Origin of the sequence: Paenibacillus sp. FSL R7-0198, from assembly GCF_038000415.1 — a bacterium.
Lineage (GTDB): Bacteria > Bacillota > Bacilli > Paenibacillales > Paenibacillaceae > Paenibacillus.
In genome coordinates, this window is the sequence record NZ_JBBOCB010000001.1 from 6,575,415 (window position 1) to 6,590,496 (window position 15,082).

General features: G+C 45.6%; 12 protein-coding genes. All 12 read left to right on the plus strand.

All coding sequences use genetic code 11. The annotated features are described in order from the left end of the window. The first annotated feature begins 58 nt into the window (after window positions 1-58). The 12 genes from MKY87_RS28995 to MKY87_RS29050 all read left to right on the plus strand — a co-directional run bounded on the left by MKY87_RS28995 (window position 59) and on the right by MKY87_RS29050 (window position 15,070). Window positions 59-766 carry a class I SAM-dependent methyltransferase gene (locus MKY87_RS28995; protein ID WP_340967246.1) on the plus strand — a complete coding sequence of 236 codons (708 nt, stop codon included), beginning with the start codon at window positions 59-61 and terminating at the stop codon, window positions 764-766. Next, window positions 750-1,847, plus strand: coding sequence for a saccharopine dehydrogenase family protein (locus MKY87_RS29000; RefSeq protein WP_339784160.1), 1,098 nt, complete (start codon window positions 750-752; stop codon window positions 1,845-1,847). Before MKY87_RS28995 ends, MKY87_RS29000 begins: the two co-directional genes overlap by 17 nt. Before the next feature lie 74 nt (window positions 1,848-1,921). Further along, window positions 1,922-2,215, plus strand: a complete 294-nt coding sequence (locus MKY87_RS29005) for a hypothetical protein (RefSeq protein WP_339784159.1) — start codon at window positions 1,922-1,924, stop codon at window positions 2,213-2,215. 78 nt (window positions 2,216-2,293) lie between these two features. After that, window positions 2,294-3,586, plus strand: coding sequence for an amidohydrolase (locus tag MKY87_RS29010; protein ID WP_339784158.1), 1,293 nt, complete (start codon window positions 2,294-2,296; stop codon window positions 3,584-3,586). Between the two features lie 192 nt (window positions 3,587-3,778). Then, entirely contained in the window at window positions 3,779-4,810 is a 1,032-nt protein-coding gene (locus MKY87_RS29015) for a dockerin type I domain-containing protein (RefSeq protein WP_339784157.1), read from the plus strand. A gap of 71 nt (window positions 4,811-4,881) precedes the next feature. Beyond that, complete coding sequence (locus tag MKY87_RS29020) at window positions 4,882-6,834, plus strand: S-layer homology domain-containing protein (protein WP_339784156.1); 1,953 nt, start codon at window positions 4,882-4,884, stop codon at window positions 6,832-6,834. A gap of 197 nt (window positions 6,835-7,031) precedes the next feature. After that, window positions 7,032-8,996 carry an ABC transporter ATP-binding protein/permease gene (locus MKY87_RS29025; protein ID WP_340967249.1) on the plus strand — a complete coding sequence of 655 codons (1,965 nt, stop codon included), beginning with the start codon at window positions 7,032-7,034 and terminating at the stop codon, window positions 8,994-8,996. A gap of 28 nt (window positions 8,997-9,024) precedes the next feature. After that, window positions 9,025-9,693 (plus strand): response regulator transcription factor, encoded by a 669-nt coding sequence (locus MKY87_RS29030; protein ID WP_340915117.1) that lies wholly within the window; start codon window positions 9,025-9,027, stop codon window positions 9,691-9,693. A 2-nt stretch (window positions 9,694-9,695) separates the two neighbouring features. Then, window positions 9,696-11,027 carry a sensor histidine kinase gene (locus tag MKY87_RS29035; RefSeq protein WP_340967251.1) on the plus strand — a complete coding sequence of 444 codons (1,332 nt, stop codon included), beginning with the start codon at window positions 9,696-9,698 and terminating at the stop codon, window positions 11,025-11,027. A 216-nt stretch (window positions 11,028-11,243) separates the two neighbouring features. Next, entirely contained in the window at window positions 11,244-13,079 is a 1,836-nt protein-coding gene (locus tag MKY87_RS29040) for a UbiD family decarboxylase (RefSeq protein WP_340967252.1), read from the plus strand. Between the two features lie 283 nt (window positions 13,080-13,362). Beyond that, window positions 13,363-14,454, plus strand: coding sequence for an HD-GYP domain-containing protein (locus tag MKY87_RS29045; protein WP_338594287.1), 1,092 nt, complete (start codon window positions 13,363-13,365; stop codon window positions 14,452-14,454). A gap of 160 nt (window positions 14,455-14,614) precedes the next feature. Next, window positions 14,615-15,070: an SRPBCC family protein gene (locus MKY87_RS29050; protein ID WP_338594288.1), complete on the plus strand. Its 456-nt coding sequence runs from the start codon at window positions 14,615-14,617 to the stop codon at window positions 15,068-15,070. The last annotated feature ends 12 nt before the right edge of the window (window positions 15,071-15,082 follow it).

Below are 15,082 nucleotides of genomic sequence, written 5' to 3' on the forward strand. Positions count from 1 at the left end.
TGAAATTAGACGAACAACGAGTCAAGTCTAACTTCAATTCAAGAGGAGTGCAGTGTCCATGAATCACAATCCATCACCGATGAGCTGGGAAACAGCAGATGTTCATCGTTACGAACAATCGATAGCCCTGAAAATTCCGGGTTATTCTCATATGCATGATCTAATGGAACGGCTGCTTGCAGCATCTTTTGCGGATAACAACGATATTAATATACTTATAGCCGGAGCGGGAGGGGGAAAAGAGATTGCTCTGCTTGGCTTACGCCATACGGAGTGGACATTGACTGGTGTTGATCCTTCACTGCCCATGCTGCAACTTGCTGAGAAACGAGTCGCGGAAGCAGGCATCGGTTCCAGAGTGAAGCTGCAGCCTGTCACGGTTGAAGAATTGCCGGAGGATATCGTATATGATGGGGCGACAAGCATGCTCATGATACATTTCCTTCAGGGGAGGGAGGCCAAGAGAACGTTTCTTACCAGTCTTGCAGCGAGACTTAAACCGGGTGCACCACTGATCATTGCGGCTGTAAATGCCGATCTTTGTTCACCTGCACATCCAATCATGATGCAAGCTTGGAAGGATCACATGTTGAGTGTGGGCGTCCTTCCTGAAGAGTGGGAGCGTTTTGCTGCTTCCTTGGGCCGTGAATCCGATCCCATATCCTCTGAAGAGATGACTCAGCTACTGACCGAATGCGGTTTCTCACATATTACACGATACTTCGGGGCGTTCTGGGTGGAGGGGTATTATGCAATTCGAAACTAACGTGAAGCCTATGAAAGATCAGATCTGGGTGATTGGCGGTTATGGTCAAGTGGGGCAGATGATATGTACTCAACTGGGGAAATTGTTCCCGGGTAAAGTATGGGCTGCGGGTACACGCATGAACCGTGCGGAGGAATTCAGCAGGTCTACAGGTGGTGCTGTGCTACCACTTCAACTGGATGTAACACGACCTGTAGAGCCATCCATGTTAAGGCCTGTGAAACTGGTCATCATGTGTGTGGATCAGAGCGATACCCGTTTTGTTGAAGCCTGCGCACAAGCCGGAACCGACTATATTGATATTTCTGCAAAATATGATTTTCTCGCCCAGGTGGAACAACTGCACACCAAAATGCAACGTTCCCAATCGACCGCGATCCTCAGCGTTGGATTATCACCCGGAGTGACTAATTTGCTTGTGCGCGAAGCGACCATGCATATGGATCAGGTGGAGGAAGCAGACATTACCGTAATGCTGGGACTTGGAGAGAAGCACGGAAAAGCTGCCGTGGAGTGGACCGTTGATCAGATGAATGCCACTTACCAAGTGATGAAAAAGGGCAAACCTGCTGAGGTACAAAGTTTCGGAGATGGCAAACGTATTGATTTTGGAGCAAAACTAGGGCAGCGGAAGGCCTATCGATTTAACTTCTCGGATCAGCATGTGGTTGCCCGGACGTTACGTATTCCAACCGTATCTACCAGACTCTGTCTGGACTCCCGCTGGATCACAGGATCCATGGCACTCTCCAAACGTGCAGGGTTGTTTTCGTTACTGCGTATCCCGTCTATTCGGAATGGAACGGTTAAGGCATTTGGCCTTATTCCTGGGGGAGAGCCGATGTATGCGGTCAAGGTTGATGCCGCAGGATGGGAAAATGGTGAGCAAATCCGCGTCGAACAACTACTGGCCGGCGCAAAGGAAGCAGATGCAACAGCAGCGGTAGCTGCAGCCGTGGCAGAACGTGTGTATAAAACAGAGTTGCCTCATGGTGTGTTTCATATTGAACAGTGTCTCTCTTTGCAGGACATTCAGGATGCACTTCATACGCCACTAAAGGTGACGACCAAGATCACCTAGTTTCATGTTCTTTTGCTGAGAACCTCCGATCTGCTATGATGGAACAATAATCATGGCATGAATGGAGGGAGTTCATGAACTGCGTTGCTGTATTACCTTATTACAAAGTACAGAGAGAAGTGACGGGTCTCGCCCAGCAGATTGAGATGAATGCCCGTTCCATGATTCTGTATTCAGATAAAATCGTAACCAAATACCGCGAATTCAACATTACGGAAGTGTTCGACATGTCGTTTCGCCGTATGGGTGATGAAGGTGGATTTTTCTATCTGCACACAAGCACAGGAGTATATCCATATATGGTCGAAATCGACCCCAAACCCTTTATACAAAGTTTCAGAAAGATGACGATTCAAAAATTAAAATGACTTGACCTTGCCGTTACGTGAAGGCTTACCCTCGGATATGGAAAGAACCATAACCAATCCAGAGGAGCCGTGAATGTAATGAGTATACTGATTCAGCAAGCTACAATCCTAACGATGAAAGATGCCTATGCCCCCTTCACGGGGGATATTCGTGTTGAGGGAGATCGCATTACGCAGATTGCTGAACACATTTTGCCTCAACCGCAAGATGAGATTATCGATGGCCGCAATAAGATCGCCATGCCGGGTCTGATTAATGCCCATCAACATACACCAATGAGCCTGCTTCGGGGATTCTCGGATGATCTGAAGCTGATGGACTGGCTCGAACGCAAAATGTTGCCTGCCGAAGCGAGGATGAACCCGGAAGACATCTATTGGGGGGCCAAGTTATCCATCGCCGAGATGATCCGTTCGGGTACCACTGCGTTTGCGGATATGTACATTCATATGAATGAGATTGCAGAAGCAGTTAAGCAAACGGGTATGCGGGCATCGCTTACACGTGGGATGGTATTCATGGAGGATGATGGGGGACGCAGGTTGCAGGAGGCGATCGATCTTGTACAACGCTGGTCTGGAGCGGCTGAGGGACGGATTACAACGATGTATGGACCCCACTCACCGTACACTTGTCCCGTGGAGCCGCTTCGTGAAGTCATTGCTCTGGCTGTCAGGGAGGATATTCCTCTGCATATTCATCTGGCTGAGACAAAGGAAGAAGTTGTGAAGATTCGTGAGCGCTATGGTTTGACACCGACAGAGTATCTGGAAGAGGCGGGGATGTTCGAACAGGCACATGTACTGCTTGCGCATGGTGTACACCTCAATCGCAGGGACATCGGCAGATTGAAGGGCATGCGCGGCGGTGTAGCACACAATCCGGTCAGCAATCTGAAGTTGGGGTGTGGAATTGCTCCAATTACCGAGATGTTGGCCCAGGGAATTAACGTGGGCATCGGAACGGATGGAGCGGGAAGTGCCACAACCGTGGATATGTTCGAGGAGATCAAAGCTGCCACCTGGCTGCAAAAGCTGGACTATGGCGATCCCACTCGCTTGCCAGCCAAGGACATACTAAGCATGGCTACACGCGGAAGTGCTAGTCTGCTAGGTCTACAGGATGAAATGGGTGTGCTTGAGGTGGGGCGCAAAGCTGATCTGATCCTGATTGATCTGGCGAAACCACATCTTCAACCGGTACATGAGGTAGAATCGTTACTGGCTTACAGCGTAAATGGAGCGGACGTGGACACCACGATTGTGAATGGTCAGATTCTCATGCGAGGCAGGAAACTGCTGACGATTGATGAGGATGAACTCTACCGTGAGGTAAAGGTTAGAGCAAAAAGAATTGTTGAGGGAATTTAATTTTTAGTGAATTTGATCCAAACTGGAAAAATATTTGTACTCAAAACGCTATGGAGGCTTACTCCATGGCGTTTTTTGTCGAATTATAACTGGTAATAGGTCCATGGTCCTGTTCAGAATTGGTTCAGAATGGGTCGTTATACTGAGCATGTAGTTGTTCAAATTTGAAATGTATACGAGGAGGAACATGAATTGAAGGGGAAACAAAACAAAAAACGGCTTAAGCCGATATTGAAAAAAAGCATGTTGACTGCGCTCGGATTGGGCATTGCATTGCCTATAGGTGGAACGCTCCCACAGGCTAACGCAGGAGCCATTGGTCCGGAAATAACCATTTCACGACCTGTGCTCAACGAGGATATTCGATGGTTGAATCGTTCATCGGAAGATTCAAATCAGCATTCTCTCGTGTCGTATACACCAATCGAGGCACTGGATAAGACTGTTATCATTGATTTAAATACGCATTTTCCACTCAATGCATACGATTCGGTAGGCGCCAGTTCAGATGATGATAGTGTGGCTCGCGTATACGTAAACAATGAAAATAAATTGGTAATCATTCCCTATAAATGGGGTAAGATCAACATTGAATTGAAAGCCAATTATACTTTATCCGGTGAACCTGTTAAGGATAATTTCGAACTTTATATTAGTAAACAAGGTGATGTGAATAATGATGGCAAAGTGAATTCTGCGGATGCAGCAGCGCTATTGAAACATCTTCGTAACGAATTCAACCGTCGCTCCTATACTGCTGTTGAGATGAATCGGATGGATGTCAACCGTGACGGTGAAGTTTTTTGGTCTGATCCTCAGGCTTTGCTGGAAGGCTATGCCGTTACAGAGCTTGGTGCCAAGGATAACCGTTATGTATTGACATTCAAGCAAGTGGACGATGCGCCTTATGCATTGAATGCTCAACTAATCGGTGAGATGAAGACCGGAGTCAAGATAACCAGTACAGTCGAATACTTTGACGCAGATGGTGATTACCCTAATACGACGCTGTATCAATGGTACCAAGGTTCGGATGCAACGGGAGAAGGTAAGACAGAGATCGCGGAAGCAACAAGCTCTGAGTACACTATTACTACGAGCGACTTGGGAAAATACCTTTTCCTTGAAATCACACCTCAATCTACTTCCGACGAGCAATTCCGAGGAAGAACAGTAACAATTGTTGGCAAACAAGCTGTTGAAGGACCTCCACCACCCCCTTGATCTTAAGTAGGGGATAAAAATCTCGTTCATCAGTGCATCTATTAAAGAATAAAGACTATGGAGGTTATTACATGTTTCAACCGAAAAAGAAACGTCCAAGAATCAGAAAAACAATGTCAGGTTTGATCGCACTGGCGTTACTCTCGTCACTCGTATTGCCGAGTGTAGCAGGGGCGGAGCCGATGGAACCATCACAGGTACAGTTTACGGATGTCAGCGTACAGGCTGGACAGAGCGTGCATGTTCCTGTGACGTTAAAACAACCGCATTATGCGGCAGTTACCGCTTATAATATGCAGATTGATTATGATTCGTCTGCACTGGAGATCGTACGTATCACGCCTAAATATGTGGGCGGCAATTTACCATCCATAGTGGAAAACAATGAAGAAAACTTCCATTATAAGATTGATAATGAAGCTGGCTGGGTGCGGATCATCTGGGCTGATTTTACTGCAGGCGAACATCCAGTACCTGTGGAGCAACAACTGTTTGATATTGAGGTCAAAGCCAAAAATAATGCGGCTCCAGGAACGAAAAAACTCACGGTTAATAGGGAAGATGCAGAGCACTGGAGTTTCACAAACGTAGATTATGAAAATTATACTGAATTGTCTGGTGGAACAATCACAATTACAGCAGCAAACTCAGGTGGCGACAATTCTGGTTCGACACCTACACCGAATCCTGGTAACTCTTCGGGTGGAGGAGGTAGTGTATCACCAACCTCCCCTGTCGTTACCCCAGTTCCATCGACTCCGGCGGTAACTAAAGGTGTAGACATCTATGTGAACGGACAGAAACAGGAACAATCTGCGACAGCTACCACATCAACGGTAAACAATCAGGTTACCACCACGATTCACGTGGATAATGACAAAGTCATCAATCAGATTGGTAGTGGACTAAGAACGCTTCTGCTGCCGATTACAGGTACAGGTAAGGGCGCGGTCGTTGGTGAACTGAACGGCAAGCTGGTCAAAACAATGGAAGGAAGTAATGCCGAAGTTGTCATTCAGACTGACAGTGGTACATACACCCTCCCAGCTAACCAGATTCAGGTGGATCAGATTCATAACCAATTTGGAGGAACGACTCCACTCGAAGATATCACAATTCAGATCGCCATTGCGCCTAGTGCTGCATCCAAACAAACAGCCATTCAGGCGGCAGCGGACAAATTGGAGAACACTACAGTGATCGCAGCTCCGGTTGATTTTGAAGTGAAAGCGATTTGGAATGGACAGCAGGTTAATGTGGATCGTTTCAACTCATATGTAGAGCGCTCCATTACATTGCCAGAGGGTGTCGATGGTTCAAAGATCACGACAGGAGTTGTACTTCAGCCAGATGGCAGCCTTCTGCATGTACCAACCAAGGTTATCAAAGGTAATGGACAAGATTCTGCTATTATTAACAGCTTGACGAACAGCACTTATGCTCTGATCTATCATCCGGCAACATTCAGTGATGTAACGAACCACTGGAGTCGTGATGACGTACAGGATCTGGCATCCCGTCTGATCGTACAAGGTACTGGTGAGAACGTGTTTGCGCCAGACCGGAGTATTACGCGAGCAGAGTTTACGGCTGTTCTGTTAAGAGGTTTGGGGCTGCACGCACCGCGCAGTACAGAAGCGGCATCGTTCACAGATGTGAATACAGGCAGCTGGTATGAGGATGAGGTTCAGACGGCTGTGTCCTACGGCCTGATCTCAGGTTATGCTGACGACAGCTTCCGTCCGAACAGCGAAATTTCTCGTGCTGAAGCGTTGACCATTGTGTCACGTGCGATGAAACTGGTCGGTCTGGCACAGGCCGATGCTTCAGAGACAACAAGTCTGCTGAGCACATACAGCGATAGCGCTAAAGTACAAGCATGGGCAGCAGAGCCGGTTGCATCGGCAATTAAACAAGAGCTGGTACAAGGTGCTGATGGCAAGCTGATGACAGATGCAGACATTAGTCGTGCACAATCTGCGGCAATTGTGAAAAGGCTGCTGGCAAAAGCCGGATTAATCTAATCAAATTTTGGACACCTACACTTACTTGGAATGATTTATTTCAAGCAAGCTGTAGGTGTTTTTTTTTGTATATAGTTCTTTTGAACAACCTCTATAGGTGCAATGGTCCAGTTCATTATCAGTTCACAATGATTTGTTACGATATGAAACATCAAATAGATAGATATTGTGCATGTTCAGGAGAGGAAGAGATCCATATGAAAATACTAGAAGTTAAAAATGTGAAGAAATCATACACCTTATATGGAAAAGAAAGAGTTCCGGTACTCCACGGTTTGAACTTAAGCTTTGAGACGGGGGAGTTTGTCTCCATCCTAGGCGAATCTGGCTGTGGTAAATCCACGCTGATGAATATCATCGGTGGCATGGACTCCGATTATGAAGGGGACGTCGTTGTTCGTGGCAAGAACTTAAGTGCCATGACAGAGAAGGAAATGGATGATTATCGGAAGAATAATATCGGCTTTGTCTTTCAAAATTTCAATCTGATCCCGCATTTGTCAGTCCTAGAAAATGTGACGATTGCAATGCAAATGACGGATACAAACGAGAAGGATCGGAACCAACGTGCCGTTGATATTTTGACAGAGGTTGGACTGAAAGATCATCTGAACAAACGTCCCAACCAATTATCCGGGGGACAGAAGCAACGGGTTTCCATCGCACGTGCGTTGTCCAACAATCCCGATATTATTTTGGCGGATGAACCAACCGGGGCTCTGGATAAGGAAAATGGAGATCAAATCCTCGCTTTGCTGGACAGTATAGCCAAAAAGGGAATGCTGGTGATTGCCGTAACTCACTCGCAGAAAGTCGCTGACTCGGGTACACGTATTGTGAAGGTTGAAGAGGGGCGCATTAGTGACGATATTGACCTGAAAGATCCTTCTACGGCTGTTTACGAGAGTGGTCAGGATTCTTCCCGGAGCCTGAGTTTGCTTGCTTCATTCAAGATGGCACTCAAAAATATGAAACTCAACGGCAAGCGTAATGTACTGGTAGCATTGGGGGGATCTATAGGTATATTAAGTGTACTCCTGATGCTCTCCTTGGGGAATGGTATAACGACTTATATGAATGACGAAATCAATTCAAGTATGGACCCTTTGCTCGTGGATATAACAAAGCCGAGTGAAGAAGCCAAGGATATGCAAGGCCCCGAGGCTTTGATGGCTGCGGGTGAACCGTTCACCGAAGCTGATATCGAGACGATCCGAAGTTTCCCTAATGTAGATCACGTAGAGACAATTACGACCATTACAGGCCAATCGACTATGGTGAATGAAAAACAAAGTGTGGGACTCACGCAATTAACAACGTTAACGGATGCTTTTGATCCAGCATTGATAACAACGGGTGTTCTGCCGGTAGAAAATGAGATGTTGTTACCCCTCGATACGGCGAAACAATTAAGCGGAAATGATCAAGCTGAAACCATGATCGGTAAGTCTGTGTTTCTATATATCAACGAGATGGATGGCAATAATAAACCGGTAACTTTGGAGAAAGAAGTAACGATCTCAGGTATCTATGAAGCCGCAGATCAACGATCTCCAATGCAACAATCCCCGGGATACATTTCATCAGGGACGCTAGAGCAAATGTATACGGACAAAGGAATAACAATCGGACCGATTCAGGTTAACGCCTATGCAACCGATATGAAATATGTAAATGATATCAATGAAGCTGCTGTTGATGCTGGCTTCGCAGGCTCCCAGATGGCCAAAGTTATGGAGAATATCACGACATATGTAAGTATGGCTTCCATTGTGCTCGCGGGTATTGCAGGCATTTCGTTGATCGTATCTGGTATTATGATATTGGTTGTACTCTATATTAGTGTCGTGGAACGGACAAAAGAGATCGGCATTCTTCGGGCCATTGGAGCTAGAAAGAAAGATATCAAGCGAATATTCTTCTCCGAATCTGCCTTATTAGGCGTATTTAGTGGTATTATTGCGGTGGTCTTTGCAGTGATCATTAGTTATGTATTAAATATTCTCCTGGACAATGCGTTTGGAGCCAAACTCATTAATCTCTCGGGATATTATATCTTGTTTGGTATCGTGGTAAGTACAGGAATTAGTATCGTGGCCGGTTTGATGCCATCATCAAAAGCGGCGAAGCTGGACCCGATGGAATCCTTGCGATACGAATAAAACCAATCGTGGAAAGGATAATGGCTACATGAACACAATTCTGGTGGTGGACGATGATTCCCATATCCGCAAATTAATCCGAATCTATCTTGAAAAGAATCAATTCTCCGTGCTGGAAGCACCAGACGGTCAAGAGGCGTTAGATATCCTCTCGCATACGAAAGTTGATCTGGCGATTGTGGATGTGATGATGCCGCGAATAGACGGCATTGAACTGACGGAAGATATTCGGTCTTATCTGGATATTCCAATCCTGATGGTGACTGCCAAGGGAGAATCCAAGGACAAAGTCAGAGGATTTAATGCCGGGTCAGACGATTACCTGGTTAAACCGTTTGATCCTGTGGAGTTAATCTTGCGTGTAAAATCGTTACTGAAACGATATAACAAAAGTTCATCAAACATGATTCAGATCACCGGTGTAACAATTGATTTGGGCAATCTGATGGTCATTGCGGACGGACAAACTATCGAATTAAAAAAGAAGGAATGTGAATTGTTATTTTCTCTGGCGAGTTCGCCAGGGAAAATATTCACACGTACACAGCTTATAGATGACATATGGGGCATCGACTACGAAGGAGATGAGCGTACGGTTGACGTACATATCAAACGGTTAAGGGAACGGCTTGAACCTGTACCTGAGCTAGTGATCTCAACGATAAGAGGACTTGGATATCGTCTGGAGCGGGCATGAAAATGTTTAGGAAAAGCCTGCGACTTCGCATCGTAGCTACTTTTATCGGGATTGTTCTGGTGAGTTTAATTCTCTCCTTTATGATAAATAACGGGTCCCAAGAAAAGACACCGAATCGTTTTATGGTTACTTTTGCTGAAGACCTCGCTACACTGATTAACCTGATCGATGATCCGGAAAAAGTGAAATCAAGCTTGGATATTTTTGCTCGCTACGGCTTGAATATCACTCCTGTGAATGAACAAAGTGAAGTGTTATCTTCCTTGCCAGAGGACAAAGTTCATTCGTTATTTGAGGAAGGTACAACCGATGCAATGTTTATGTCCAGTAAAGATGGAATTGCGACCATAGGTGTTCCCGGAACAACCGAGGGGATCGGCACATTTCTGATTCAAAGCGATTTCTCGTCTCTTTTTCATACATTGCGAAACACGCTCTTAACCTCACTGTTAACGGTTCTGGTGATTGGTAGTTTATTAATCCTGTTCATGTCCGGGTACATTGTGAAACCGATTAAGAGATTAACGGTTGCAGCGAAGGAGATGTCATCAGGTGATCTGTCGGTCCGCTTGAAACATAATAATCAGGATGAGTTTGGCGAACTGATGGAGAGCTTTAATCATATGGCCAGTGAGTTGCAAAAAATCGATTCGGTTCGTGATGACTTTGTCAGCAACGTCTCTCATGAAATGCAGTCTCCGCTCACTTCAATCAGGGGATTTACCAGAGCACTACAGGATGGTGTTATTCCATTAGAAGAGCAGAAAGAGCATTTGGATATTATCTATGAGGAAACGCTGCGCTTATCGAGGCTCAGTGATAATCTGCTTCGGCTAGCCTCGCTGGATTCAGAGCATCATCCGGTTCATTTCACCACGTTCCAGTTGGATGAACAATTAAGAAGGGCGATCTTACTGGCGGAGCCGCAGTGGGCGCAGAAGGATATACAGATCGAACTGGACTTGTTGCCCTGTGAAATCACAGTGGACAAAGATTTGTTTGATCAGGTCTGGCAGAATTTAATAAACAATGCGATCAAATACACCGGTCCACAAGGTACCATTCATGTCGAAATTGAGACGTCATCTTCATTTGTGAAGGTATTGATTAGAGATTCTGGACAAGGAATACCTGAGGAAGCACTCCCGTATATTTTTGATCGATTCTACATGGTGGATAAAGCGCGGAGCAGCTCGCTTCGAGGGAATGGATTGGGTTTGTCCATTGTGATTAAAATATTGAAATTGCATCAATGTACAATTGATGTGGAGAGCGAAATGGGTAAAGGCACACAGTTTATTGTCACGATTCCCAGATCAACCATTACACCTTAAGGCAAGTCAGAACAGAGAGAGTAGCAATATGGTAACAATTGGTTCCTGTGCGTTCAGGATTCAAATTGCTGCCATATTGCTTTTTTTGATATCTGTATTCGCGACAAAATTTCACATATAGTTTTGTTTAGCAGTGGATCATTTGATAAAATAGAAGAGACGTTATGTGAATCTATGAACTTAATTAATTTATCATACACAGAATGGAGCCATCCAATGAAATATCGCAATATGGAAGATTGTATTAACGATCTGGAGCAGCATGGTCATTTGATTCGGGTCAAAGAAGAGGTTGATCCGCATCTGGAGATGGCAGCGATCCATATGAAAGTGCACGAGGCTAAAGGCCCGGCGTTGTTATTCGAAAATGTAAAAGGCTCAAAGTTCCAGGCTGTATCCAATCTGTTCGGCACGGTGGAACGAAGCAAGTTCATGTTCCGTGGTACACTCGAAGGTGTACAACGGGTCATGGCTGTTCGTGACGATCCCATGAAGGCGCTTAAGACGCCATTGCAGCATGTCCGTACAGGTCTTGCTGCGTGGCAGGCGCTGCCAAAACAGAAATCTATAAGCCTGCCGGTGTCCGCGCAAGAGATTCAAATCTCTGACCTGCCCCTTATCAAACATTGGCCCATGGACGGCGGAGCATTTGTAACGTTGCCACAGGTGTATTCCGAAGATCCAGATAAGCCAGGCATCATGAATTCCAATCTGGGAATGTACCGGGTTCAACTGGATGGCAATGATTTTGAAATGAACAAGGAAATAGGGTTACACTATCAGATTCATCGCGGAATCGGTATACATCAAGCCAAAGCTGTCAAAAAGGGAGAACCGCTTAAAGTGAGTATTTTCATTGGTGGTCCACCTGCACATACACTTTCAGCGGTTATGCCTTTGCCTGAAGGACTAAGTGAGATGACATTTGCCGGTTTGCTCGCTGGACGTCGCTTCCGGTACAGTTACAAGGACGGATATTGCATCAGTAATGATGCTGATTTTGTCATCACAGGTGATATCTACCCAGGTGAGACAAAACCCGAAGGGCCGTTCGGTGATCATCTGGGTTATTACAGTCTGACACATGAATTCCCGTTAATGCGTGTGCATAAAGTTTATGCCAAACCTAATGCTATCTGGCCGTTTACGGTTGTTGGTCGTCCACCGCAAGAGGATACGGCGTTTGGCGATTTGATTCATGAGATTACTGGAGACGCGATCAAACAGGAGATTCCAGGCGTCAAAGAAGTGCATGCGGTTGATGCGGCAGGGGTCCATCCATTACTGTTTGCAATCGGCAGTGAACGTTACACGCCTTACCAGGCGGTGAAGCAACCGACAGAGTTGCTTACGATTGCCAATCGTATTTTGGGTACGGGTCAGCTCAGTTTGGCGAAGTACCTGTTCATTACCGCTGAGGATCAGCAGCCTTTAGACACCCATAAGGAAGTTGAATTCCTGACCTATATCTTGGAGCGTATGGATATGCAACGGGATATTCATTTCCACACCCATACAACGATTGATACTCTGGATTACTCGGGTACAGGGCTGAACAGCGGTAGCAAAGTTGTTTTTGCAGCGTATGGCGACAAGGTTCGGGATCTGTGCACGGAAGTTCCGGAGTCTTTGAAGAACATTCGTGGTTATGAGAATCCGCAGCTCATCATGCCGGGTATCGTTTCCATCCAGACATCGGCCTTCACGAGTTATGCGGATACAGCACAGGAGATGCAAGCATTCACGTCTCTATTGAAAGAACAGGGAGGTCTGGACTCGTGTCCGCTGATCATTCTATGTGACGACAGTTCGTTCCTGAGTGCTAACCTCAGCAACTTCTTATGGGCCACCTTTACTCGCAGCAACCCTTCACATGACATGTACGGGGTTAATAGCGGATATGACCACAAGCATTGGGGCTGTGATCAGGTGATTATTGATGCGCGTACCAAACCTCACCAGGCACCGCCGCTGATTCCCGATGCTTCGGTGGAGAAGAGCATTGAACGTTTATTTGTTAAAGGGGCAAGTCTGGCTTCGATCAAAATCTAATGTGAGAGGTCTTGAAGAAGTTCAAACGGAGCGTTTGAACTTCTTTGGCTTACTCTGATACAAATACGAGACACAAAAGTGTCTAAAAGTATATAAACCGGGACTAATCTGAATATTGGGGTGAGGATAAAGTCTTATACGTTCGTATTTACCTTTTCGATTAAGGTCGTTTGAACTATGTATGAAATGAAGAATTATAACGATATAAAGAGTATAGGTATTTTTGTGGCCCCGTTCCGTTGGGTGCTGTTACTATAATGAATTGTTCAGGGGGAATACCGATTTGAGAATCCATATTATGAACCTGCAAGACGGAGACCGTCTAACTGCGGATACATTCAGCGATGCAGGATTACACGTTCTCGGGAAGGGAACTGTGATCAAAGGTGAGGATATCTCCTTGCTTATGCAGCACCGTGTAGATTATGTAGATATTGAATCACGCGAAGAGGAAATCACTGAAGCAGAATTTTTTGCTGCAGCCGCCAAGCATGCTTCGGGGTTAAATACAAGCACGAAGGAAGAGCCGCCTGAAGAAGAGATGAAGTCCCAATTTATTCAGACTGTACATAATTATCAAAATGCTTTTCTCGAAGCTCTGACCGTTGGCAAGTTCAACGCCACCATGGTGGATGATGCACTGCAACCGATGGTTGAGGGGCTGGATGAGCAGAAAGATGTCGTTCATCTCCTGATGATGCTGGAGCGGGATGATGTCAATAACTATACACATTCAATCCAGGTAGGATTGTTGTCCTTCTACCTTGCGAATTGGCTTGGGTATTCTCAGAAGGAGAGTTATCAGATTAGTCGCGGTGGTTATCTGCATGACATTGGAAAGTGCAAAGTATCCCACCGGATTCGGAACAAAACAGAACCGTTGACGGCGGACGAGCAGCTTGAAATGCAGCGTCACACCATATATGGCCATGAAATCATCAAAAATTCGATGACGGATGAAGCGACAGCACTGGTTGCTCTGCAACATCACGAGCGGGAAGATGGATCGGGTTATCCGATGCAACTTGAGAAAAGTGAAATTCATCCATATACCCAGATTGTATCTGTAGCTGATATCTATATAGGCATGAGATCCGGGAACCACGGAGGCAGCAATCCAAATCTGATCAACAACCTTAGAGATATCTATGGAATGGGATTTGGTAAACTGAATGAAAAACCGGTTCAGGCATTGATGCAGCATTTGCTTCCTAATTTCATCGGAAAACAGGTACTGCTCAGCAATGGAGAAAAAGGTGTAATTGTTATGAACAATACGTCTGATATTTTCAAACCGCTCATCAAAGTAGAGTCTGAAGAATATCGCGATCTCTCCAAAGAGCGTACGCTTGCCATTGATGAATTGCTTATTTAATCTGAATATGATCTGTATTCCTTACTTATATTGAGAACGGGCCTCCTGTACTAAGACAGGGGACCCGTTTTTTGTTATATCATCCACGATGTGTTGTTCGACCAAGGAAGCAAGCGTATACTTGCAAAGACCTTATTTTTCCTGCCAAGGAGCGATTGCCATGATTGCAGTGACAACCGAGATTACGATACATGCCTCGATTGAACGATGCTTTGACTATGCCCGGGATATTGATGTACATACTCAGACCGTCTGGCAACATACGAGAGAGCGAGCAGTCGCAGGAGTAACCACAGGAAGAATTGGAGCAGGGGATACAGTTACATTTCAGGCTACTCATTTTGGTGTCAGACAGAAGCTGAAGTCCCGAATTGTGCAGTTTGAACGACCGTTTCTATTTGTGGATCAAATGGAGAAAGGGGCTTTCAAGAGCATGCGACATGAACATCATTTCAGTGTAATTGGGGATCAGATGACTTGCATGAGAGACACACTTCGATTCGAAGCTCCACTTGGATTGCTGGGATGGGCAACCGAGCGACTTGTGCTGAAGAGGTACATGCAGGCATTTCTAGAGGATCGTAATCGTAAGCTCAAAGATATGCTTGAGCAGTAGTCATTATTGAAG